The sequence below is a fragment of the Parapusillimonas sp. JC17 genome (assembly GCF_052180245.1).
Taxonomy (GTDB): Bacteria; Pseudomonadota; Gammaproteobacteria; order Burkholderiales; family Burkholderiaceae_B; genus Parapusillimonas.
This window is the reverse complement of sequence record NZ_CP197474.1, coordinates 2,247,907-2,271,485: the sequence shown is the minus strand read 5'-3', so window position 1 is coordinate 2,271,485 and position 23,579 is coordinate 2,247,907. Positions and strand designations below refer to the sequence as shown.

Here is a 23,579-nt window from a genome sequence, read left to right as displayed (position 1 = left end):
ATGAGTAAGGCGCAGGGGACTGGGATATGGCGTTAATCGTCGTTGCGGACGATGAAATACTGCTCACCGAGATGCTTACGGCGGTCCTCGAGGATGCGGGATACGATGTCCTTGCCGCCGCGCACGGCAAAGAAGCGCTTGAGCTCGTCAGACAACATAATCCCCAGCTCTTGATCACGGATTTCATGATGCCCATCATGACCGGCCTGGAACTCGCTGAGTCGCTGCGACAGGAAAGCCGGTTCGCCGAGCTGCCGATTCTGCTGGTTACCGGCGCACAGGGCGCCGTGGCGCGGCGGCATCCCGAGCTTTTTACGCAGGTGTTGGACAAACCGTATAACGTGCAGCGTCTGCTCGACATAGTGGGCGGCATCCTTCCCATCTAAGGCTTGTTGGCTGCAGCTTCGTGTCGCTGAATTGCGGCTGTGAATTAGACTAATAGTATATAATTTGACTATTATTCAGGTTCAAATTTTGCGTACGCTCATGTCCGAATCATCAACTTCCTCCATCCTGTGCGCCGATAGCAGTACGATCGCTCAGCCGGGCGGCCACTATTCTCATGTTTGCATAGCCGGGAATACGGTCTATGTTTCGGGCCAGCTGCCGCTGGATCGAGACGGAAAAATGGTCTCCACGACAGACGTCCGCAGCCAGATCATCCAGGTATTGCATAACCTGGATGCCTGCCTGCTCGCGGCGGGCTCCAGCCGCAACAGCTTGGTGCAAGTGCGCGTTTACATACAAGACATGGCGCATTGGCCCGAATTCGACCAGCTGTACAAAGACTGGATCGGCGCTCACAAGCCGGCCCGTTGCGTTGCCGGTGTTGCTTCGCTGCATTACGACGCCGCCATCGAGGTCGAAGCCACCGCCGTGCTGGACTAGGGCTTTTTAGCTTTAACAGGCCCTAGCCATGGCAGAGGAACAGGGTGAAGATCGTCAATTGATCATTGATCAATTGATCGCGCTCGCATCGGGCATCGGCAAGACATTCGCTCCCTTTTGCGAAGTGGTCGTGCATGACCTGAGCCGCAGCGATCATGCCGTCGTGCATATTGAAAACAACCTGACGGGACGCGCCGTCGGCGATCCCGCCACCGAGCTGGGGCTGGCCAGGCTGGCCGACCCGCATTACAAACAAGTCATCGCCAATTATCAGAATCAACTGAAGGATGGAAGGCAGCTCAAGAGCACGTCGGTTGGAATACGCGACGGCAGCGGCAGGTATGTGGCGGCGTTGTGCCTGAATATCGATCTGACGCAGTTCCATAGTGTTCTTGGCATCCTGGAGCAATTCAGCCGGATCGAAACGGAAAGCGGCCCGCTGGAAACCCTGGAAACCACAAACAATGATCGAATCAAGAAGCACATCAATGCCTTCGCTGCCAGGCACGCGTCTACGCCCAGGTCCCTGAAGACAGAGGAGCGACAAACCCTGGTCCGGGAACTGAAGCTTGCCGGCCTGCTGGATATTCGCCATGCATCCAGCACGATCGCGAAATACCTGAACGTGTCCAGGGCGACCATCTACAACGACATAAAACTTTCGAACATTTGACAAAGGAAACACGCATGCCTTCAAGCATTCAACCTGCCGCTTCCACGGAGCCGGATGATCTGGCTCGTCCCGGCATCGATGACGTCGTCGCGGCGGCGGCGCGCCTTCAGGGCGTCGCCCACCGCACGCCCGTACTGACCTCGCGAACGGCCGATAAAAAAGCGGGTGCGCAACTGTTCTTCAAGTGCGAGAATTTCCAGCGGGGCGGCGCGTTCAAGTTCCGTGGCGCATACAACGCCATCGCGGCGCTCACGGATGAGCAGAAGCAGCGTGGCGTCGTTACCTATTCATCGGGCAACCATGCGCAGGCCGTGGCCTATGCGGGCAAGCTGCTGGGAACGTCCACGACCATCATCATGCCCAAAGATGCGCCTGCCTTGAAGATCAGGGCGACGCAGGAGTACGGCGGCCAAGTGCAGTTCTACGACCGCTATACGGAAAATCGTGAAGAGATCGGACGCCGGCTTGCGCAGGAACGAGGCCTGACGCTGATCCCGCCTTACGATCATCCCGACGTCATCGCGGGGCAGGGCACGGCAATGCTGGAGCTGCTGGACGAGGCGCAGCACCTGGACGTGCTGTACGTGCCGCTGGGCGGTGGCGGGCTTCTGGCGGGCAGCGCCATCGCCGCGCGCGCGCATCTTCCGGACATACGCATCATCGGCGTGGAGCCCGAGGCGGGGAACGACGGACAGCAATCGCTCAAGGCGGGAAAAATCATCCATATCCCGGCGCCGAAGTCCATTGCAGACGGCGCCATCGTTACCCATGTCGGCCATCATAATTTTCCCATCTTGCAGGACCTGGTCGACGATATCGTCACGGTTTCCGATGCGGAACTGGCCGCGACCCTGCGCTTTTTCGCGGAACGCATGAAGATCGTCGTGGAGCCCACCGGCTGCCTGGGCGCGGCGGCGGCATTCGCCTCCGTGAACCAACACCGCGCCCAGCAACGGGTCGGCATCATCCTGAGCGGCGGCAACGTCGATCTGGAGCGCTATTCCAAATTCCTGACGGAATCGTCGCACGCCGGAACATGACTTCGTCCATCGTACTGTTCCGGCGGCTGATGGCAAAAGCCCGCCTGCGCCACTTCCAGGCGATGGTCACGGTGGCGAAACTGGGAAGCATCAAGGGTGCTGCCGAACAGATGGGCCTGACCCAGCCGGCGGTGACGCAATTGATAGCGGAGCTGGAACGCCTGACGGATTGCCAGCTCTTCTATCGACACGACCGGGGAACGCGGCCCACCGAGCTGGGATTGAGGCTGCTGCCTCACATACGGGACGCGCTGGCCGTGCTCCAAGACGGCGTAGACCAGTTCGTGCTCGGCCTGGACAGCACAATGAAAACCGTGCGCGTCGGCGCAATAGAAGGCGCGATCAACGGTTTGCTCGAACGCGCGTTGCCGACTTTCACGCATCAGTATCCGCACATCAGCGTTTCGGTTCAGGAAGCAACCGCCGAACAGATCGGTGCGCTGATGGCCAGCCGGCATGCCGATCTGCTGCTGGCCCGAAAGCCCGACGTCATGCCGCAAGAGTGGATGTTTTCCAGCCTGATGCAAGACGAACTCGTCGCGGTATGCGGCCCCCGGCATCCCTTGGCCACGCGCGCGGGCCTGTCGATGCACGAGCTGGGAAATGAGTCGTGGATGCTCCTGCCTCCCTCTACCGAGGCGCGGCAGCGCCTGGAAACCCAGATACTGGACCGCGCCGGGCATTCCAACGCGTATCGGCAACTGCAGACGCGCTCTTTCGCCATTCTCCAATCGATGCTGCAGGCGGAACGCCTGCTGTTGCTGGCTCCCTTGAGCATCATCCGGCCGCGGCTGAACGGCGGTCAATTGATCAGGCTCGACCTTGCGGAATCCTTCCCCCTGGCGCCCATCGGTGCCCTGATGCCGATAGACGCCGCCGGCGAGTCGGCCGCGCAGATCCTGAAGCGCTTCCTAGCGGACTTTGCGTCGTCCCGTCCTTGATGGGAGAGGGGCCGAGGGGTCGAGGGGTCAGACCCCGTACGGGGTCTGACCCCAGCTCCGCTGCGAAGTACTCTTGGGGTCAGACCCCGAATGGGGTCCGACCCCGGCTCCCGCCGCGCAGTGCTTTTGGGGTCGGACCCCGTATGGGGTCCGACCCCTCCCCAGAGGTATAAGCAACCACGCGGTCTCGCCGCAATTTCTTATTTGTGATTAATACGCCTGTCACGCAAAATACCCTGGTCATTCATCGAGGGTAAACAGGTGACCACGCTGCTGCAACAAGCCAAGGACGGCATACAAGACATCATCGCGATTCGCCGCGACATACACGCTCATCCCGAGCTCGGGTTCGAGGAAACCCGGACGTCGGCGCTGATCAAGCGCAAGCTTCTGGAGTGGGGCATCCAGGTCGAGTCGGAAATTGGAAAAACCGGCATTGTCGGCACCATTGTGGGGAACCGTCCCGGAAACACTGCCATAGGCCTGCGGGCCGACATGGACGCACTCGCATTGACCGAAGGCAATGGGCTCGAGCATGCATCGCAGCATCCCGGCCGCATGCATGCCTGCGGACACGACGGCCACACGGCCATGCTGCTCGGCGCGGCCAGGCTGCTGGCCCGGAACCCCGATTTTGCCGGAACCGTCCACCTGATCTTCCAGCCGGCGGAGGAAGGGCGGGGCGGCGCCTTGGCGATGCTGGAAGACGGCTTGTTCACGCGTTTTCCCTGCGAACGCATCTACGGCATGCATTCCTATCCGCCCCTGCAAGCAGGAACGTTCGGCACCCGTCCGCAGGTGCTCATGGCGGCTTCGGGGCGCTGGAAGGTCAAGTTTTCCGGCACGGGCGGACACGGCGGCGCATCGCCCCACCTGGCAACCGACCTCACCATCGTCCAGGCCAACTTCATCCAGGGCCTGCAAACAGTGGTCGCCCGCGAGATACCGCCGCTGGATACCGCCATCATCAGCGTAGGGTATGTGCACGGCGGCGACCCGAACGCCATGAACGTGATGCCGGCGGAAGTCTTCGTCGCCGGCACCATGCGCGCATTTTCGGCGGAAATCCAGGCACTGCTGGAGCGCCGCATCACCGAACTTGCGAACGTGCATGCCAAGCTGATCGGCGCGACGGCGCAGGTCGAGTGCTGGTGGAACGCGATTCCGGTGGACAACGACAGCAAGGCAACGGAGGTCGCCGTCGAGGCGGCCCGGATGGTGGTGCCGCCGGAGAAGGTGAACGGCGAAATGAGGCCGGTGACGGCCGGCGAGGATTTCTCTTTCATGCTGAAAGCGCGTCCGGGCGCCTTCATGTTCATTGGAAACGGGCGCAGCGCCGGCGACGGCGGTGGCGACCTGCACATGCCCAACTACGATTTCAACGATGATGTGCTCCATTACGGCATCGCCTATTGGCTTGCCGTCGTGCAGCAAGAGCTGGGCGAACCGAAATAAAGGACAAGGATATGAGCCTGATCGATCTACGCAGCGACACCGTCACACGTCCTTCCGAGGCAATGCGCGCGGTGATCGCCGGCGCGGAAGTCGGCGACGACACCTATGGCGATGACCCCAGCACCAACGCGCTTCAAGCGCATATTGCAGGCATGCTGGGTTTTGAAGCGGCGCTTTTCATGCCGACCGGCACACAGGCCAACCTGTGTGCCATCTTGTCGCATTGCCAGCGCGGCGATGAATACATTGCCGGCCAGGATGCGCACTGCTATCGCTTCGAAGGCGGCGGCGCCGCCATGATGGGCGGCGTGCAGCCGCAGCCCATTGCGCACGCGGCAGACGGCACGCTGAGCCTTGACGACATAGCCGGCGCGGTGAAGCCCGACGATCCGCATTTTCCCCGCACACGCTTGCTGGCCCTGGAGAACACGCTGGGTGGGCGCGTCATGCCGATGTCCTACCTGGAGGCCGCCACCACCGTGGCCCGCAGCCATGGACTGAACTGCCATCTGGACGGCGCGCGCTTGTTCAACGCGGCGGTGGCCCAGGCCGAGGAAGCGGGCACGGCGCCGCAGGACGAAGCCAAGCGCATTGCGAAGCATTTCGACAGCGTTTCCGTCTGCTTCAGCAAAGGCCTGGGTGCGCCCGTCGGCTCGGCCTTGTGCGGCAGCGCCGACTTCATCGCCCGCGCACGGCGCCTGCGCAAGACGGCCGGCGGCGGCATGCGGCAAGCGGGCATTCTGGCCGCAGCGGCCGACTACGCGTTGACGCGGCATATCGACGATCTTGCGCGCGACCATCGCCTGGCCCGCCGACTCGCCGACGGCCTGCAAGAGATACGCGGTTTAAAGGTGCTGTACTGCGCCACCAATATGGTTTTCGTCGAAATCGAAGGCGATGCGGACGATAGGGCGCGGACAGGGGAGGCGCTGCTGGGGCACCTTCGCGCCAAAGGCATTCTCACGACAGGTGTATATACGCTGCGCTTCGTGACGCACCGAGATGTTGACGAGATCGGCATAGACCGCGCCATCGCCGAGATTTCCCAATTTTTCAAGCAAATACAACGGTAAGCGATCCGGCTCGGACGTTTTCGTTTCAACAGGAGGCAATAGTGAATAAAGGATACTCATTTGGCAGTTTGCGGCGCGGCTTGAAAGCGCTGTGCTTGGCCGGCTTGATGCTTGCTTCGGCAAATGCCTCGGCGGCATGGCCCGACAAGCCCATCACGATGGTCGTGTCCTATGGGGCCGGCGGCAGCGTGGACTACATTGCGCGCCTGCTAGCTCCGAGGCTGTCGGAACGGCTGGGCCAGGAAATCGTCGTCAAGAACGTGGGCGGCGCGGCAGGTTCCATCGGTGCCATGCAAGTAGCGAAATCCGCGCCGGACGGCTACACCTTGATGCTCGGATCGGGCAGCGAGGTCGCCATTGCCTGGGCGGTGAATCCCGACTTGAAATACAACGGGCTGAAGGATCTGGCGGCCATTGCGCTCGTCGGCACCTCGCCCATGGTCATCGTCGGCAACAAGGGTGTCGCGGCGGGCAATCTGGACGCCCTGCTGGATTACGCCAGGGCGAATCCGGGCGCCCTCAGTCTTGCGACATCGGGTGTCGGAACGCCACAGCATCTGCTGCTGGAATACATCAATCGGCGCGCCAAGACCGATATCCTTCATGTGCCTTACCGCAGTGCCGGATCGATTCTGTCCGATGTGATGGGCGGACGCGTGGACCTCTCCATACTGACGCTCACCACCGCCTTGACGCAGCTTGAAGGCGGCAAGCTGCAATCGTACGCGTTGACCGGAAAGCAGCGCATGGATGTCCTGTCGGGTACACCCGTGCTCGAGGAAAATGCCGCGCTGAAAGGCGCTGATTTCAGTCTCTGGTTCGGCTTGCTTGCGCCTGGCGGCACATCGAAAGACATCATCGAAAGGCTGAACCGGGAAGTGAACGCCATTCTTGAAGAGCCGGCGATACAGAAAAGCCTGAAAGAACAAGGATTGGATGCGGGAGGAGGGACATCCGCCGCGTTTGCCGAGTTCATCAAGAAGGATTCGGAAAAGTATCAGCAGATCATCAAGTCGGCCAATATCGTGGTCCGGTCCTGACGAACGCAGGGGGGCTGCTGGCAGCACCAGGTAAGGAGTAGGCGCGGCAACGGCCCGCGTCGTCTCCCAGTAAATGCAAGGACCGGGCGATGGGGAATTTGAGAGAGCCTTAGGCTTTCATCTGACAGGCAGGATCGGCAAGAAGCGCTTCGACCAAAGAGTAGGTCGCTTTAACCCGCGCCTCGTTCGGGAAGTTTCTGTTTGCAAGAACGACGATACCGAGCTTTTTGCCGGGGATCATGGCTACGTATCCGCCGAACCCATTGGTTGATCCCGTTTTATTGAGTATGACGTTTTTCTGAGGTGAAAGTGCGGGGGATAGTTTTTCAACCGCCTGGGGATGTAGGATGAATTCATATCCATTGCCTGAGTTCATTGTTTCCACGTCGACTGGCCATGGATACTGCTCCCAGATCATGCCTTGTATGAAGGCGGTTGTCTTGAGTTGTCCTTCCTGGGTACGACGAATAGCTGCCACGATTTCCGAAGGCAAGGTTACGTTTCCAAGCTCCGCATCTAGAAGCTTCAGCATATCGCGAGCACTAGATTTCACACCGTAGGCTTCTGCATCCAGCACGCCCGGCGTTACACGAATAGCTTCGTCGCTTTTTCGATCATAGCCAAAGGCATATTGGTCCATGGCCTTCTCGGGAACCTCGATCCATGTATTTTGCAAGCCCAGCGTTGGGAAAAGCATGGTTTCTACTGCCTGCGCATAGCTCATTCCAAATGCCTGGGCCGTAATATGCCCCAAGAGGCCTATGCTGATATTGGAATAGCTGCGTGTGCCCGGCTGCGGGGGTTTCCATTCTTTCAGCCAGTCCACCAAGCTGTCTGTATCCTTTACGTTATCCGGAACTTGCAGGGGCAGCCCGCCTGAACGATGCGTGGCCAAGTCCATCAAGGTCATATCATTGCCTACTTTGCAGGTGCCGCCGCACAGGTAGCGGGCTGCTTTTTCATCGAGAGACAATAGGCCCCGCTGCTCCGCCAGCGCCGCTAATGTCGCATTGAAAATCTTGCTGATGGAGCCCAGCTCGAAAATCGTGTCGGGCGTGACCGGTTGGTTGTCGGCTCGCGATGCGACGCCAGTTGAATAGAAGTGATGCTTACCGTTGCTTGTAACGCCGACAATGAGACCGGGAATCTCGTGCTTTGTAATCGCGTCCGCGAATGCTCTTTGCGCCTTGCCCTCAAAAGACAGTTCACTTGCATGGCTATTCGCCAATGGAAGTAGGGAAAGGAAGAGGGCGAAGCCGACTGCATGTAATTTCAAGCTCTTCATTTCGGCCTTTCCTTTGATCGGCATGAGTGACAGCCAAGATCCTAACACCGTTGCCCGGCCTGCGGACCGCTCTTGGCCGAAGAGCTTCTTACTATGGTCCTGACCTGGCGCAGATCAAGTCGCTGGTCTAGGAGCGAGCGCAATCTACAATTAACTTTACATAATACACATTATGCGTATTTTATCCATGGCTCGTGGGCCATTTTGCCCGCGCTGACGCAATCATGATTATGCTGAGCTTCCTCGAAGATCGAACGCTTTCAGCCAGCCCAATCCTTCCTCGGTGCTCTTGGCCGGCCGATACTCGCAGCCCACCCAGCCGTCATACCCGCACTCGTCCAGCAAATCGAACAGATAAGGATAATTGACTTCACCCGTGTCGGGTTCATGGCGTTCAGGAACGCCGGCGATTTGAATATGGCCGATACGAGCCTGGTATTTCCTGAACGTGGTGGCGAGGTCGCCTTCCATGATCTGGGCGTGATAGAAATCCATCTGGACCTTCAGATTCGGGCATCCCGCTTCTTCGCATATGGCATGTGCGCTAGCCTGCAATGACAGGAAGTAGCCAGGCATATCGCGCTGGTTGATGGGTTCGATCAGTATGTTGATGCCATGCGCAGCGCATTTGTCCGCCGCGTATTTCAGGTTGTCGATGAACGCGGACCGATGCTCGGCGGTGTGGCCGCCGGGAATCAGTCCTGCCATCACATGCAGATTGGGCGTTCCCAGGACCTTGGCGTATCCAATTGCTTTTTCCACTCCTTCCCGGAACTCTTCGCGCCGGCTCGGCAATGCAGCCATGCCGCGTTCTCCTGCCGCCCAGTTCCCTGGAGGCATGTTGAACAGGACATTCACCAAGCCGTTTTCCTGCAGATGCGCGGCGATTTCGTCGGCGCTGTAATCATAGGGGAACAGGAATTCGACGGCCTTGAAGCCGGCGCTGCTCGCCGCCTTGAATCGTTCAAGAAACGGCACTTCCTGGAACATCAAGCTGATATTGGCGGCAAATTTCGGCATAAGTCATTCAGGGTTGAAAAATATCGTTCAGTTCTGCGGCCTGGGCGTCGTCGAGCATCCGTATTTTATGCCCATGGCTCAAACCTTTGCTGCATGCGCAGAAGCGCCCATCTTGGCGGCAATGAGAAGGGCATTCTTCATGGCGCCAGGCATGGCGATGCCTTTGTGCACGATATCGTAGGCCGTGCCATGAGCCGTCGTCGTGATGGGCATGGGCAGGCCGTAATGCACGGTGATGCCTTCGCCGAAACTCATCAGCTTCATCGCGATCTGCCCCTGGTCGTGATACATGGTCAGCACGCCGTCATACCCTCCTCCATTCGCCTTGTTGATGGCGCGTACGAAGGTGGTATCGGCGGGGAATGGACCTTCAGCCGGAAATCCGCGCTGGGCGGCCAGTGCCACGCCGGGGGCAATCACATCGATCTCATCGCGTCCGAATGCCCCGCCGTCGCCATTGTGCGGATTAAGTCCGCAAACCGCGATCCTGGGGTGCTCAAGCCCTGAGGCGCGCAGGCCTTCCCACAGCAAGGCGATGCCGTTGGCGATGCGCTCGGGAGTAAGCATCCCGCTGACGTCTTTGTGCGGGACGTGGGACGTAACGCGCGATGTCCAGAGTTTGTCATTGACGGCCGCAAACCAGGTAAACGTGTTGTTTGCCAACATTCCTTCAGGCATGCCCCATGTGGCAAGTGGTCGCCTCAAGGCCTTGGTCACCACCGGCGCCAAACGCTCGCCGCTGGCGCCGGACGTGCCGACGATCACCGAGTCGGGACAAGGTGAAATCGTCACTGCGACCTGGAATGCGATGTATGGTCCTGCCGGCATGGCGCCAGAGCTCGTGCAGAAGATCAACTGCGATGTCGCGACGGTCGTCAACAAGAAGGAAGTCAAGGAGCGCCTGATTTCGTCGGGCAACGAGCCGGTGCTGAATTCCCCCGAAGAGTTCAAAAAATTCCTTGGCGAGGAAATGAAGCGATGGAAAACTGTAATCGAATCCAATAATCTGAAGATGCAGTAGGCAAGCCGGTATCAATGCATTCAAGTCAACCCCGATCGCACGGCGTCGCGATTGCCTGGCGCCGTCGGCGATTGAATCACCGAGAGGTCTCCAATGCCACAAGGCTATAACACGATTCTGGTGACCGGCGCCGCTGGGCAGCTGGGCAAGCTCGTGCGCGCGTCGCTGCGCGGCAGATTCCCCATGCTGCGCCTTTCCGATATCGCACCCATGGCCACCGCCGACGAAGGCGAAGAATTGGCAAGCTGCGACCTTGCCGACGCGGACGGTGTCGGCGATCTCATGAAAGGCGTCGATGCCGTCATTCACCTGGGAGCGAGCCTCAATGTCGACGATTGGCAGGAAACGCTTCAAGCCAATATCAAAGGCACCTACAACATTTATGAAGCCGCGCGAAAAGCCGGCGTAAAACGCATCGTTTATGCAAGCTCCCATCATGCGGTCGGGATGTACCCAACATCCGAGACGCTTGATCACGAGGTGCCACTGCGCCCTGACAGCCTTTACGGGCTCAGCAAGTGTTTTGGCGAAAACACGGCGCGCTACTTCTGGGACAAGTTCGGTCTTGAGTCGGTATGCCTGCGCATAGGTTCCACCAGGCCCAGGCCCAGCGAGCCGCGCGAGCTGTCGACCTGGCTCAGCGAAAGCGATTTCAAGGAATTGGTGCTGGCGTGCCTGATGGTGCCCGGGGTGGGATTCAGCATTGTGTATGGCGTCTCGAACAATACGGAAAACTGGTGGAGCAATGCCCACGCCGCGCATCTGAACTACCATCCCAAAGACGACGCCGAACAATATCGCGCAGCAATACTGGAGCGTGCCAAGGCCGGGAAATCACCGCCCGACTACCCTTTCCAAGGGGGCAAGCGCGCCGTCTACGGTCTTGAAGCCGTGCATGAGAATCCCGCCTTCGCGAAAGCGCGTTGATCCGCAAGGGAGACAAATCATGCACGTTCGCGACGGCCGTCCGCCTCCCCTGTCCTGCGACACGCATTCACACATCTATGGCGACCTGCAACGCTATCCAGTGCTCGACGGCCATCACACGCATCCGAATACAGAGCTTGATGACTATCTCCGGCTTGCCGGCGCCTTGGGCATCGAGCGTCATGTATTCGTCCAGGCCAAAGCATACGGAACCGATTCCTCCTGCCTGCTGGACGCCATCGCGCGCGTGGGTGCCTCGCGTGCCCGGGGCGTGATCATGCCGGATGAGAGCTTGTCGAGCAGCGATCTCACGCGCCTGGATCGGGCCGGCATCCGGGGCGTGCGCTTTCTGTTTACGGACACGGCCCGTATCGATATGCGTCCGATACAAGACATTGCGAACCAGGTTGCTTCTCTGGGATGGAGCCTGTTGATACAGGGGCCGGGCACCGCCGTGGCGCAGAGCGTCGATGCTCTGGCCGCGCTGCCCTGCCCTGTCGTCATCGATCACCTCGGCCGGCTTCCGCCCGCTTATGGCGTCCAGTCGCGCGAATTTCAGGCATTATTACGTTTTGTCAAAAACGGCGGCTGGATGAAGCTTTCAGCTCCTTACTACAATGCTCCCAATGGCGCCGTCGATTTCGCCATAATAGAAGCACGTATTCATGCATTTCTGGATGCGGGCCGCGACCGGGTGGTGTGGGGGATGAACTGGCCGCACCCGATTTCGCTCCCGGCAGCAAGCCCGACGATGCGTCCGCACTGGATTCGCTATTGTGCATACTTCGCTCGCCGGACGAGCAAAAAAAGCTGTTCGTCGATAATCCGGCGCGGCTTTATGGTTTTGCCGATTAGCCGTGCATTCCGCTACACAGCGTCATCGAGTCCCATGCTCATAGAATTGATATGTCCATCGCAACCCTAGACAACAGCAGTTCCCTTGCCTTCCTGCGCTCGGCGTCCCTGCCTTCGCTTATCGAAGGCAAAATTGAGCAGATGATATTGAACGGAGAACTAGCGGCGGGCGAGCGCGTCAACGAACTGGCGCTTGCCCAGCAAATGGGCGTAAGCCGCAGCCCGATTCGCGAAGCATGCCGCAAGCTCGAACAGGCGGGGCTGGTTGAAGTGATCAAGAATCGCGGAGTCTTCGTTCGAAGCGTGGATGTTCAGCAGGCTCTGGACATCTATGAGATACGCGGTGCCCTGGCGGAACTGGCGGGCGGCTTGATAGCCGAACGAGCCACCGATGAAGATATCGCCGGATTACGCGATATGGTCGGGCAAATGGATGCTTTGGCCCATGCCGGCGACGTCGACGAATACTACCGGTCGAACATTGCCTTTCACGCACGCCTGGCGCAGTGTACGCGCAACGCCCGCCTGATCGAAATGTTCCAGGGGACCGATAAAGAGCTTCATTTGTACCGGCATCGCAGCCTGATGCAACCCGAGGGCCTGGTCGTTTCCAATAAAGAACATAATGAAATCGTCCAGGCCATTGCCGCGCGCGACATAAAGCGGGCAAGGCAGGCGTTCAAGCGCCACGTATTGAACGGCAAGACACGCGCCGTCTCGGCCATTCCCAAGGAAGGCTAGCCTTGCAAAGAGGCGGCCGGGGGTGGTGCCTTGCCATGTATGCCTCGGCCACCTTGCAAGGCTGGCTACTCCGTAGTCCTGCCGTCGAAATGCTCTTCCGTTTCGTCGGCCTTGGTCGGGTGCAGCACGCCTTCGCGATGCTCGGGCGGGCCGTACAAGGTATACAGGCGCAGCGGCTCGGTACCCGTGTTGACGACATTGTGCCGCGCGCCGGCGGGAACGATGATGGCATCGTCATCTTGCACATCGTAGGTGTTGTCGTCGATGACGACCCGGCCTTTGCCTTCTTCGATACGGAAGAATTGATCATGGCCTTCGTGTACTTCGGCGCCGATTTCCTCTCCGGCCTGCAGGGTCATCAGAACCAGCTGCATATGCTTGCCGGTATACAGCACCTTGCGGAAATTGTCGTTCTCGACGGTCAGTTTTTCGATGTTCTGTACGAAGCCTTTCACTCTACTACTCCTTAAAGAATCCTGTTCCATTGATGATAACACCGCCTACCCGGCGCGCAGGCCGAATGCCTGGCACGCTACTTGCGGTGCGTGTGTCCCATCATCCGCGCTGCCCATCTTGCAGCGCACTGGCAAAAAGGCGCTTATGGAAAACCGTCCCGTCCGCATCGGTATCTCCGGCTCTTATGGCGGCCTGAATCTGGGTGATGAAGCCATCCTGGAAAGCATCGTGGCGCAGCTGCTTGCCGCCATGCCAAATGCGGAAATCGTCGTGTTTTCGCGCAACGTGAAAGACACCGAGCAACGGCACCGGATCACCCGCGCGGTGCCCGTGCGTGAAATGAGTCGAGACGTTGCCGCGCAGGAGATCGCGCAACTGGATCTGCTGATCCTGGGCGGAGGCGGCATCCTGTTCGACGCGGAGATCGACATCTATCTGCGCGAGGTCCTGCTGGCCAATGAACTGGGCGTGCCGGTCATGGTCTACGCCGTCAGCGCCGGCCCTTTGGTGAAGCAGTCCAGCCGGGAGCTGGTGCGCTCCGCCCTGACGCCCGCCGCACTGATCACCGTGCGCGACCGCCAGGGGCACCGGCTGCTGGAGGAAGTGGGCCTGCAGCGCGAGATCCATGTGACGGCCGATCCCGCATTGCTGATGAAGGCCCAGGAATTGCCGAACGATGCGTTGACGCGCGAAGGGCTGGACATGCCTCGCCGGCGCATCGGCTTTTCGGTCAGGGAGCCCGGGCCGGCCGCACCCGGCATCAGCGCCGATCATTATCATCATCTGCTTGCCAGCGCGGCGGATTTCATGGTGCAACGGCTGGATGCCGACGTGGTTTTCATTCCCCTGGAGCGTGATCACCTCGACTTGCAGCATAGTCATGCGGTGGTGGCGCAAATGCAGTGCGCGCAGCGCGCGACCGTGCTCAAGGGCGAGTACAGCCCCGGACAGATCATGACCATCATCGGCGGCTTCGAGTTCTGCGTCGGCATGCGGCTGCATTTCCTTATTTTTTCGGCGCTGCAAGGCGTGCCGTTCGTCGCGCTGCCTTATGCATCCAAGGTCACGGGGCTTTTGCAGGATCTCGATATGGACACGCCGCCCATGGACAACGTCAATTCCGGCAAGCTCCTCGCCTCCATCGATCACTGCTGGGACTACCGCGCCAACATCAAGAGCCTCATCCGCGAGCGCCTCCCTCCCCTGCAGGACCGGGCGCGCGAGAACAATCGGCTGCTGCTTGCGCTGCTCGAGCGCTTGCGGGCGGCGGACCGAGCGGACGAAGGACGCTGACATGCCGATACTGCAGCGGCCCGATCCGATTCCCGAACTGCGGCTTCCTCCCCGCGCGGCCAAGCTAGCCGCTGAAACCGACGTGCTGGTGGTGGGCGGCGGTCCGGCCGGAATCGGCGCGGCGCTTGGCGCCGTGCGCGCCGGCGCGCGCGTGGTCCTGGTGGAACGCTATGGTTTCCTGGGTGGAAACGCGACCGCGGCGCTCGTCATGCCGCTGATGTCCTTTCATACCCAGCGTCCGGTTTTTGAGAAGCTGGGCGTCACCAACCTGCTTCCCGGTGATCACGGCCCCGGTCATCCCGTGATCGCCGGCGTTCTCAAGGAACTGCTGGAGCGTTTGGTGCGGGATGGCGGCGCGGTATCCCCTTCCTTGGATACGGGCTATGTGGTTCCCTTCGATCCCGAGGTATTCAAGTGGGTGGCGCTGGATCTGCTCGATCGAGCGGGCGTTCAGATGCTGTTCCATGCGTTTGCCAGCGGTGTGCTGGACAACGACGGGCTCGAGGGCGTCGTCTTTGAAACCAAGAGCGGGCCGCTCATCATCAAGGCGAAGACCATTGTGGATTGCACGGGAGACGGCGACATAGCCGCCCTGGCCGGCGCCGATTGCGAAATAGGACGAGAGCTGGACGGCCTGGTTCAACCGATGACCTTGATGTTCCGCGTGGCCGACTTCGAGCAAGCGGCATTCCAGGCATACGTCAAACAGCATCCGGATCAGTGGCGCGGCGTGCACGGGCTATGGGATCTGGTGCGTCAGGCGACGGCCGACGGTGAACTCGAACTGGTGCGTGAAGATGTGCTTTTCTTTGCAACGCCCCATCCGCGCGAGCTGAGCGTGAATTCCACACGCGTGACCCGGGTCCTGGGCACCGATGTCTGGGACTGGAGCCGCGCGGAATGGGAAAGCCGACGGCAGCTTCATCAACTGCAAAGCTTCCTGCGCAAATACGTACCCGGCTTTGAAGCCAGCTATGCGGTACAAAGCGGTGTTCATGCCGGTGTGCGCGAGACACGTCGGATAGTCGGCCAGTACCGGCTCACCGCGCAAGATCTGCTGAGCGCACGCAAGTTTTCAGACGTGATCGCCCGGGGCGCGTATCCCGTCGATATTCACAACCCCGCCGGCAAGGGTACGGTGCTGAAACGCATGCCTGCGGACGAAGCCTACGATATCCCCTTGCGAGCACTCGTTCCCGAGCGCGTGGAACGGCTGCTGGTCGCCGGCCGCTGCATCTCGGGCACGCACGAAGCGCATTCGTCCTATCGAGTGATGCCGATCGCCATGGCGACCGGCCAGGCGGCCGGTGTGTGCGCGGCGCTTGCCTCCCGAGCCGGCATCACGCCGGGACATGTGGCTGCAACGGAAGTCCAGCAGGAACTCGTCCGTCAAGGCGCCGACCTGGGTCGCCGCGAGGCATCGTGATCGGCGATGTCCACAAGAAAAAACGCCAGTTCGAAGCGCAATTGAATGACGCTAGAATCCCTTCACCCGCCACTCAAAAAATACACGAAATGCGGGCCCGCATGGCGCCGCCGCATTTCGACTCCCGGAGGATGAAGTATGCAAGACACCCTGTTGCCCCGGTCGCTTTCGCGCCGGCGCCTGATGCTGGGAATGGGACTGGGCGCGGCTGCCGGGCTCTCCGGCCTGCGCAGCGCAATCGCCGCAAGCTTTCCCAGCCAGCCTTTGACCGTGATCGTGCCCTGGGCGGCAGGAGGCGGCGGCGACGTGGTGGTGCGCATGCTGGCCGCGACACTGTCCAAGCGCGTCGGACAGCAAATCGTCGTTGAAAACCGCGGTGGCGCGACCGGCACGATAGGCAGCGCCGCGGCCGCGCGCCGACGGCCCGACGGCTATACCTTGTTGTACGCGACGCCGGATTCGCACTGCATTTTTCCGCACCTGTATAACGACGTGCCCTACGATACGCTGAAAGACTTTTCATGCATCGCGCCCATCGGCTACTTTCAATTCGGCCTGGCCGTGCATCCGTCGTTTCCGGCCAAGGACGCGCAGGAGTTCGTTCGTCTGATCCGCGAGTCGCCGGGCAAGTATTCTTACGGCACCTGGGGCGTGGGCAGCACCGCGCAATTGATCATGGAAGACTTCAAGATCCGTAATGATCTCGATGTGCTCCATGTACCCTACCAGGGAACGGCGCCCCAGCTGGTGGGACTTGCGTCGGGCCAGGTCGCCGCGGCGATTCTGCCCATGCAGATCACCGATGGCTACGTCAAGGACGGCAAGATCCGCATGCTGGGCCTGGGATCGCCCGAACGGTTCTCCGAGCTTCCCGATCTGCCGACGCTCAAGGAACAGGGAATGGACATGGACCTTCGCAGTCCCGTCGGGCTTCTGGGGCCGGCGGGGATCCCGGCCGACATTCTGGACAAGCTCAATCAAGAAATCACGGCTACCGTCAACGATCCCGGCGTGCGCAAAAGCCTGCTTGCGCAATACGTGCTGCCGCAAACCATGAGTGCGCAGGCATACCGCGAGTTCTTTGTCGCGGAATATGCCCGCTGGGGCGCCATCGTGAAAAACTCCCGCGTCGTCATCAATTGAAGGTTCTCGATCATGTCAGTTCTTGCCAGTCCCTTGCCTCGCATCGGCAATCACTTGAGCCGGCCCGAATCGGTCATCGCGCTGGCTGACGGGCGCCTGTATGCGGCGGACCGCGAACGTGGCGTCGTGCGCGTCGATGTCGCACCGGACGCTCAGCCTGAAATCGTCTGGCCGGCCGAGGAATTCGTGGCCAATGGCATTGCCCTGCTCGACGACGGAACCTTCCTGATCGCCAACGTCGGCCCGCGTGGTGGCGCGTGGCGTCTGGTGGCGCCCGGCGTGGTCGAACCCTACCTGACCGAAGAGCAGGGCCTGCCCCGCAGCCCGCTCAATTTCCTGTATCCCGACGAGCATGGCAATATCTGGCTTTCCCTGTGCACCTCGCTGGAACCGCGCAGCCTGGCATTCCGGCATGACAATGCGGATGCAATGATCGGCGTGGTCAAGCCCGGCGGGAAAATGGAGATCGTCGCCCGCGGCCTTGGCTTCAGCAATGAGCTCCGTGTCGACCCCACCGGCGGTTGGCTGTATGTGAACGAAACCATTGCGCGGCGGATGTCGCGCTTCAAGATTCTTCCCGGCCCCACCCTGGGACCCCGCGAGCTGGTGTGCGAGTTCGGGCACGGCACCTGGCCCGACGGACTCGAATTCGACGAGGAAGGCGGTGTCTGGTTGACCAGCGTCGTCAGCAACCGCTTGATCCAGGTGGACAAGGACGGCCGCAGTACGGTACATATAGAAGATTGCGACGACGCCGCGATCGACGCGGCAGAAGCCGCTTTTGCGGCCGATCGCTTTACGTTCGAAGAAATCAGCACGGGCAGGCACTACAGCCTGCGCAATATTTCCAGTGTGGCCTTCGGCGGCCCGGACCTGAAAACCGCCTATCTGGGCAGTTTGTTCAATACGGGGGTTTCAGCATGGCGTTCGCCGGTCGCGGGCGCGCGGCCCTTGCATTGGAATGCGGGGAAAACCGTTCTGGACACATAGCACGGTGGACCTGGCAAACCGGAGAGCCGCCGAAGCCTCAAGCAGGCAGGAAGGCGGCATGTCCCATCGTTTTGATCTTTACACGCTTCAGCTTTTTATTGCTGTTGTAGAAGAAGGCAGCATTGCAGCCGCGGCCGATCGCGAACACATTGCCGCGTCGGCGCTCAGCAAGCGCTTGTCCGAACTGGAGCGGATGCTGGGAACCGAACTGTTCATCCGGCGCGCGCGAGGCGTCGAAGCCACCAAGGCGGCCCATGCCCTGGCTCGCGGCGCCCGAAATCTTCTGCACCATGCCGACGACCTCGCCAGCGAACTGGGTGGGTACGCGCAGGGAACGCGCGGCCACGTGAGAATAGCAGCCAATCTTTCATCGATCACCCAGTTCCTGCCGAAGGAACTGCAGGCCTTCCTCGCGCAATACCCGGACGTGACGGTAGACCTGGCCGAGATGGTCAGCACCGACGTCATCCGGGCGGTCGCCGAAAATACAGCGGACATAGGCATATACAGCCAGGCCGACGAGCAGTACGCGCTCACCACTTTTCCCTATCATGAAGACCGCATGGTATTGATCGCGCCGCGCGACCATCCGCTTGCCTCCAGGAAGTCCGTTGCCTTTCTCGACACGCTGGAATATGACCACGTCGGCATGCATCGGGGCAGCGCCGCCAACAAGCTGTTGGCGCGCGAGGCCATTGCGGCGAACCGCCAGCTCAAGCTGAAGTTCCAGGTAACTTCGTATGATGCGCTCGTTTCCATGGTCGATGCCGGATTGGGCATCGGCATCATGCCGGTCAAGGCAACGGAACTGTATGTCTGCGCCGGCATATGCATCGTTCCGCTCAGCGATGGCTGGGCATCGCGCAAACTGAAGCTTTGCGTCCGTCCGGCCGAAACGCTTTCGGCGGCGGCGAGAAGCCTGCTCGACCATTTGGCGGGCCACGTCTGACCCTGCAAGCCGAGGCGCACCATTCCCGGCATTTCTGGGGTCAGACCCCGTACGGGGTCTGACCCCGACCCATCGCCAAACACGATGCCTGCGCGAATAAATGGTAATTGTCGCGATGCGTATGGCTGGATACGATGCGGCATAGTCATTAAATGCCGGATTTTCGACTTCCGGCGAGATGGAGACGCAAATGAACGTGCCAACCAAGGTGGAAGTGATTGAAGTGGGCATGCGGGACGGGCTGCAGATGGAGTCCGATTTCGTCGACACAGGCACCAAGATTGCGCTGATCAACGGCCTGATGGATGCCGGCGTACGGCATATCGAGGCGACCTCCTTCGTATCGCCACGGGCGGTGCCGCAGCTAGCGGATGCCGCCGACGTCCTGGCGGGCGCCCATCGTCCCTCGGGATCCCGGTTCGCCGTGCTCGCGCCGAACCTGAAAGGAGTCGAACGCGCCATCGAAGCCGGAGCCGACGAAATCGTGGTCTTCGTTTCCGCCAGCGAAAGCCATAACCGTAAGAACCTGAACCGCTCCATCGACCGGTCGCTGGACGATATCTCCAATATTGCCGCGCAAGTGCGGCATGCCGACATCAAGAAGAAAGGCGCCATCGCCTGCGCTTTCGGTTGCCCTTTCGAGGGCGACATCGAGCTGTCGGCGCTCATGCGCATCGTCGGGCATTTCCATGCCGTCGGTTTCCGGGCGCTCACGCTGGGCGACACCACCGGCATGGCGACACCTGCGCTCGTGGAGCGTACCGTCGCCGCCATCCGCGAGAGCTATCCCGACATGAGGCTGACGCTGCATTTCCATAACACGCGCGGCATCGGCCTGGTCAACGTCATGGCCGGCCTGAATGCCGGCATAGACAGCTACGAATCCTCCATAGGCGGACTGGGCGGCTGCCCGTTCGCGCCTGGCGCCAGCGGCAACATATGCACGGAGGACCTGGTCTACATGCTGAACGAAATGGGTATCGAGTCCGGCATCGATCTCGACAAGCTCATCGCCGTGGCCAACCGCATGGAAGCGGTCCTGGGGCGCACCCTCCCCGGTCAGGTCATGAAGTCGGGTCCCAGGCTGCGCCTGCACGAATACGAAGACGCCGCCTGCGCCACGGGCTGAGGCCGGATCCCGCGCCTTCGCCCCTGATCGGCCGCCCGCAGTCCCCGTCGAACCATAACCTTGAATGCCATGCCTCTTTCCGGAATCCGCGTCCTAGACCTTACCCGTATCATCTCGGGACCTTATTGCACGGCCCTGCTGGCCGACCTTGGCGCTGAAGTGCTGAAAATCGAAGCGCCGACCTCGGGGGATCCCGTCCGCGAGCAAGGCGTCATCCGCGACGGAATCAGCTGGTACTTCGCCAACTACAACCGCAACAAGAAGTCGATCGCCATCGACCTGTACGGAGAAGAAGGCAAGGCGCTTCTGGCTCGCCTCATTCCCACTTGCGACGTGGTCGTTGAAAACTTCCGGCCCGGCGTCATGGAGAAGATGGGCTTCGGGCCGGAACGCCTGAAGGCGCTGCGCCCCGACATCATTCATTGCAGCATCAACGGCTTCGGCAATACCGGCCCCTACCGCGATCGCCCTGCCTTTGATTTCGTGGCGCAGGCCATGAGCGGTTTCATGAGCCTCAACGGCGCCGAGGACGACCCGCCGCTGCGGGCGGGTCCACCCATCAGCGACCTCATTGCCGGGCTGCATGGCGCCCTCGGCATCACGGCCGCCCTGCTTCGGCGCGGACAGACCGGACGCGGCGATTCGATCAATGTCGGCCTGCTCAACTGCATGGTCAGCATGCTGAGCTTTCATGCGTCCAACTTCCTGGCCAGCGGCGTCGTGCCGGCACGCAGCGGCAACGATCACGGCATCGTGGCGCCATACGGCCTGTTCCGGACCAGCGACGGCCAGGTCGCCATTGCCCCAAGCAACGACGGCGTCTATCACAAGCTGCTGGACGCGACCGGCCTCTCCCATGTGCGCGAAATGCCCGAGTTCAGCACCAATGCGGGGCGCATGGAGCGTCGGCACGAAATCAAGGGAATCATCGAGTCGCGCACGCAGACTCAATCCAGCGCATACTGGATACAGCGCCTGAATGAGTTCGGCGTGCCCTGCGGGCCGGTACTCGGCCTGGCCGAGGTCTTCGAAGACCCGCAGGTCAAGGACCAGGAGATGGCGATCACCGTCCATCAGCCCGGGCATGGCGACGTGCGCATGCTGGGATTTCCCATCAAGTTTTCCGAAGCACCCTCTTCATGCAGGCTGCCGGCGCCCGAACTGGGCGCGGATACCCAAAGCGTTCTAGAATCCATAGGCGTCAGCGCCGCGGAAATCGAACGCCTGCAACAGTCCGGCGTGATTTCCTCCCCCAGCATCAACGTTTAAAAAGCATCTACAACAGATCAGGAGACACGACATGATACGTAAGCTACTTCTTGCCTTGCTGCCCCTGGCGTTCGCGACGCCTTCCATGGCGGACACTTATCCGGCAAGCCCGATCAACATCATCGCGCCCTTCCCGCCCGGCGGGGGCACCGACAGCATGACGCGTCTGGTCAGCAATCATCTGGCGCAATCGACCGGCTGGAACGTGATCGCCGAGAACCGCGCCGGCGCAGGCGGCACCATCGGCATCGCCAGCGCCGCGCGTGGAACGCCCAACGGCTATCAGCTCGTCATGGGTCAGGTGGACAACCTGGCCGTGGCGCCCTGGCTGTATTCGAACCTGTCCTACGATTCCGTGAAAGACTTCGCGCCCATCGTGAACGTGGCAGGCACCTCGGTCGTCATCGTCACTCGAACGGACTCTCCCTACAAGACCTTGCAAGACATGATCAAGGCCGCGAAAGAAAAGCCGGGCAGCATCGACTATGGCTCGCCTGGCGCCGGCACCATCACCCACCTGGCGGCCGTGCTGCTGCAAGAGCAGGCCGGCATCACCTTGCAGCACGTTCCCTACAAAGGTTCGGCCCCGGCCATGGCCGACCTGCTCAGTGGCCAGGTCCCCATTTTGTTCACCTCCCTGCCCTCCGCCTTCGGCCAGTTGAAAGCCGGCTCCATCCGTGCACTCGCGGTCACGTCCAGCAAGCGCAGCGCGATCACTCCCGATGTCCCCACCGTTGCGGAGCTGGGCTATAAGGATTTCGACGTTACCGTCTGGTACGGCTTGCTGGCGCCCGCCGGAACGCCGGAGGCCATCGTGCAGAAGGTCAATGCAGAGGTCAACAAGATCCTCACCACTGACGAAATGAAGAAGGCGATGGGCGCGCAAGGCGCAGAGCCTCTAGGCGGCACCTCCGCCGAGTTTGCGGAAACCATCGCACGCGACCGTAAGAAATGGGGTCCGATCGTCGAGGCGTCCGGCGCCAAGAGCAAGTAAGACCATGCGCGTCTATGTCGCCTGCCTTTTTCCCGCTCCGGTGCTGGGCTTGTTCGTCCAGCGCTTCGGCGCGGCCTACAACGACACGGGCGCGGTGCTCGACACGGAAGCGCTCATCGCGAGCGCCCGGGGCATGGACGCGCTGGTGATCACGGTCACCAACCGCATCGACAAGGACGTGGTGGCCGCACTGCCCGCGTCCGTCAAGGCGATCTGCACCTATTCGGTCGGTACGGACCACCTCGATCTGGAAGCCCTGCGCGCAAAAGGAATCGCCGTGTTCAGCACGCCGGATGTGCTCAGCGAGTCCTGCGCCGACACGGCGATGCTGCTGATGCTTGGTGCGGCCCGGCGGGCGATCGAAGGCATCGCGCTCGTGCGCGATGGCACATGGACCGGATGGACCCCGCAGCAGCTGATCGGCCACGATGTATGGGGCAAGCGGCTGGGCGTATTGGGCATGGGCCGCATTGGCCGAGCCATCGCCAAGCGCGCACTCGGCTTCGGCATGCAGGTCCACTACCACAACAGAAGCCGGCTGGCACCCGACGCGGAAGCAGGCGCCCAGTATCACGAGAGCCTGGAGTCCCTGGCAAGCCATAGCGATTTCCTCTGCATCGCCTGCCCCGCCAACGACAGTACGCGCGGCATCGTCAACGCGGACGTCCTGGCCCGTCTGCCCGCCCAGGCCATCGTATGCAATGTGGCACGCGGCGACATCATTTGCGACGACGATCTGATCCAGGCGCTGCAAAGCGGCGCCATCGCCGCCGCCGGGCTCGACGTGTATGCGGGCGAGCCCGACATCCATCCCGCCTACCGCAGCCTGCCCAATGTATTCGGCCTGCCGCATATCGGCAGCAGCACCATCGGCACGCGCATCGCGATGGGCGAAATGTTGTGCGCGGGCCTGCAGGCCTGGTCCACGGGCGCAAGACCCGCCAATCAGCTGTGCTGATGCGCGGCGCATC

Annotated in this window: 25 protein-coding genes; 21 read left to right on the top strand and 4 right to left on the bottom strand. The window is 61.0% G+C overall.

Going from position 1 to position 23,579, the window contains the following annotated elements:
• Positions 1-26 precede the first annotated feature (26 nt).
• The 8 genes from ACSBPU_RS10965 (at position 27) to ACSBPU_RS10930 (ending at position 7,110) form a co-directional block, all read left to right on the top strand.
• A complete protein-coding gene (locus tag ACSBPU_RS10965) occupies positions 27-386 on the top strand; it encodes a response regulator (RefSeq protein ID WP_442598081.1) in 360 nt (119 codons plus the stop codon).
• Between the two features lie 100 nt (positions 387-486).
• Entirely contained in the window at positions 487-888 is a 402-nt protein-coding gene (locus ACSBPU_RS10960; protein WP_442598079.1) for a RidA family protein, read from the top strand.
• A gap of 28 nt (positions 889-916) precedes the next feature.
• Positions 917-1,561 (top strand): helix-turn-helix transcriptional regulator, encoded by a 645-nt coding sequence (locus ACSBPU_RS10955; RefSeq protein ID WP_442598077.1) that lies wholly within the window; start codon positions 917-919, stop codon positions 1,559-1,561.
• A 14-nt stretch (positions 1,562-1,575) separates the two neighbouring features.
• A complete protein-coding gene (locus ACSBPU_RS10950) occupies positions 1,576-2,601 on the top strand; it encodes a threo-3-hydroxy-L-aspartate ammonia-lyase (protein WP_442598075.1) in 1,026 nt (341 codons plus the stop codon).
• Positions 2,598-3,542: a LysR family transcriptional regulator gene (locus ACSBPU_RS10945; RefSeq protein WP_442598073.1), complete on the top strand. Its 945-nt coding sequence runs from the start codon at positions 2,598-2,600 to the stop codon at positions 3,540-3,542. Before ACSBPU_RS10950 ends, ACSBPU_RS10945 begins: the two co-directional genes overlap by 4 nt.
• Positions 3,543-3,803: 261 nt before the next feature.
• A complete protein-coding gene (locus ACSBPU_RS10940) occupies positions 3,804-4,997 on the top strand; it encodes a M20 aminoacylase family protein (protein WP_442598071.1) in 1,194 nt (397 codons plus the stop codon).
• A gap of 11 nt (positions 4,998-5,008) precedes the next feature.
• Complete coding sequence (ltaE, locus tag ACSBPU_RS10935) at positions 5,009-6,070, top strand: low-specificity L-threonine aldolase (protein WP_442598069.1); 1,062 nt, start codon at positions 5,009-5,011, stop codon at positions 6,068-6,070.
• A gap of 41 nt (positions 6,071-6,111) precedes the next feature.
• On the top strand, positions 6,112-7,110 hold the full coding sequence (locus tag ACSBPU_RS10930) for a Bug family tripartite tricarboxylate transporter substrate binding protein (protein ID WP_442598067.1): 999 nt from the start codon (positions 6,112-6,114) through the stop codon (positions 7,108-7,110).
• A gap of 109 nt (positions 7,111-7,219) precedes the next feature.
• Here the strand turns inward: ACSBPU_RS10930 and ampC are convergent, their stop codons facing one another.
• The 3 genes from ampC to ACSBPU_RS10915 all read right to left on the bottom strand — a co-directional run bounded on the left by ampC (position 7,220) and on the right by ACSBPU_RS10915 (position 10,081).
• Entirely contained in the window at positions 7,220-8,395 is a 1,176-nt protein-coding gene (gene ampC, locus ACSBPU_RS10925; protein ID WP_442598065.1) for a class C beta-lactamase, read from the bottom strand.
• A 228-nt stretch (positions 8,396-8,623) separates the two neighbouring features.
• Entirely contained in the window at positions 8,624-9,415 is a 792-nt protein-coding gene (otnI, locus tag ACSBPU_RS10920) for a 2-oxo-tetronate isomerase (protein WP_442598063.1), read from the bottom strand.
• A gap of 78 nt (positions 9,416-9,493) precedes the next feature.
• Entirely contained in the window at positions 9,494-10,081 is a 588-nt protein-coding gene (locus ACSBPU_RS10915) for a 4-hydroxythreonine-4-phosphate dehydrogenase PdxA (RefSeq protein WP_442598061.1), read from the bottom strand.
• Between ACSBPU_RS10915 and ACSBPU_RS10910 the strand changes: the two genes are divergently transcribed.
• The 4 genes from ACSBPU_RS10910 (at position 10,041) to ACSBPU_RS10895 (ending at position 12,959) form a co-directional block, all read left to right on the top strand.
• A complete protein-coding gene (locus ACSBPU_RS10910) occupies positions 10,041-10,436 on the top strand; it encodes a Bug family tripartite tricarboxylate transporter substrate binding protein (protein WP_442598059.1) in 396 nt (131 codons plus the stop codon). The genes ACSBPU_RS10915 and ACSBPU_RS10910 overlap by 41 nt on opposite strands.
• A 93-nt stretch (positions 10,437-10,529) precedes the next feature.
• Positions 10,530-11,363: an NAD-dependent epimerase/dehydratase family protein gene (locus ACSBPU_RS10905; RefSeq protein WP_442598057.1), complete on the top strand. Its 834-nt coding sequence runs from the start codon at positions 10,530-10,532 to the stop codon at positions 11,361-11,363.
• Between the two features lie 19 nt (positions 11,364-11,382).
• Positions 11,383-12,288, top strand: coding sequence for an amidohydrolase family protein (locus ACSBPU_RS10900; protein ID WP_442598055.1), 906 nt, complete (start codon positions 11,383-11,385; stop codon positions 12,286-12,288).
• Positions 12,270-12,959 carry a GntR family transcriptional regulator gene (locus ACSBPU_RS10895; protein ID WP_442598053.1) on the top strand — a complete coding sequence of 230 codons (690 nt, stop codon included), beginning with the start codon at positions 12,270-12,272 and terminating at the stop codon, positions 12,957-12,959. The genes ACSBPU_RS10900 and ACSBPU_RS10895 overlap by 19 nt, the downstream gene beginning before the upstream one ends.
• Before the next feature lie 65 nt (positions 12,960-13,024).
• Here the strand turns inward: ACSBPU_RS10895 and ACSBPU_RS10890 are convergent, their stop codons facing one another.
• Positions 13,025-13,414, bottom strand: a complete 390-nt coding sequence (locus ACSBPU_RS10890) for a cupin domain-containing protein (RefSeq protein ID WP_442598051.1) — start codon at positions 13,412-13,414, stop codon at positions 13,025-13,027.
• A gap of 145 nt (positions 13,415-13,559) precedes the next feature.
• Here ACSBPU_RS10890 and ACSBPU_RS10885 point away from each other — a divergent pair, with 145 nt between their 5' ends.
• From ACSBPU_RS10885 to ACSBPU_RS10845, 9 genes are all read left to right on the top strand, one after another.
• A complete protein-coding gene (locus ACSBPU_RS10885) occupies positions 13,560-14,708 on the top strand; it encodes a polysaccharide pyruvyl transferase family protein (RefSeq protein ID WP_442598049.1) in 1,149 nt (382 codons plus the stop codon).
• Position 14,709: 1 nt separating this feature from the next.
• On the top strand, positions 14,710-16,134 hold the full coding sequence (locus tag ACSBPU_RS10880; protein ID WP_442598047.1) for an FAD-dependent oxidoreductase: 1,425 nt from the start codon (positions 14,710-14,712) through the stop codon (positions 16,132-16,134).
• A 138-nt stretch (positions 16,135-16,272) separates the two neighbouring features.
• Positions 16,273-17,277, top strand: a complete 1,005-nt coding sequence (locus tag ACSBPU_RS10875) for a Bug family tripartite tricarboxylate transporter substrate binding protein (protein WP_442598045.1) — start codon at positions 16,273-16,275, stop codon at positions 17,275-17,277.
• A 12-nt stretch (positions 17,278-17,289) separates the two neighbouring features.
• Positions 17,290-18,267: an SMP-30/gluconolactonase/LRE family protein gene (locus tag ACSBPU_RS10870; protein WP_442598043.1), complete on the top strand. Its 978-nt coding sequence runs from the start codon at positions 17,290-17,292 to the stop codon at positions 18,265-18,267.
• A gap of 58 nt (positions 18,268-18,325) precedes the next feature.
• Positions 18,326-19,216, top strand: a complete 891-nt coding sequence (locus tag ACSBPU_RS10865; protein WP_442598041.1) for a LysR family transcriptional regulator — start codon at positions 18,326-18,328, stop codon at positions 19,214-19,216.
• A gap of 190 nt (positions 19,217-19,406) precedes the next feature.
• On the top strand, positions 19,407-20,345 hold the full coding sequence (locus tag ACSBPU_RS10860; protein WP_442598039.1) for a hydroxymethylglutaryl-CoA lyase: 939 nt from the start codon (positions 19,407-19,409) through the stop codon (positions 20,343-20,345).
• A 69-nt stretch (positions 20,346-20,414) separates the two neighbouring features.
• Entirely contained in the window at positions 20,415-21,614 is a 1,200-nt protein-coding gene (locus ACSBPU_RS10855; RefSeq protein ID WP_442598037.1) for a CaiB/BaiF CoA transferase family protein, read from the top strand.
• A 31-nt stretch (positions 21,615-21,645) separates the two neighbouring features.
• The gene (locus tag ACSBPU_RS10850) at positions 21,646-22,608 is read left to right on the top strand and encodes a Bug family tripartite tricarboxylate transporter substrate binding protein (RefSeq protein ID WP_442598035.1); all 963 of its coding nucleotides are present in this window, start codon (positions 21,646-21,648) and stop codon (positions 22,606-22,608) included.
• A 4-nt stretch (positions 22,609-22,612) separates the two neighbouring features.
• Positions 22,613-23,566 carry a 2-hydroxyacid dehydrogenase gene (locus tag ACSBPU_RS10845; protein WP_442598033.1) on the top strand — a complete coding sequence of 318 codons (954 nt, stop codon included), beginning with the start codon at positions 22,613-22,615 and terminating at the stop codon, positions 23,564-23,566.
• The last annotated feature ends 13 nt before the right edge of the window (positions 23,567-23,579 follow it).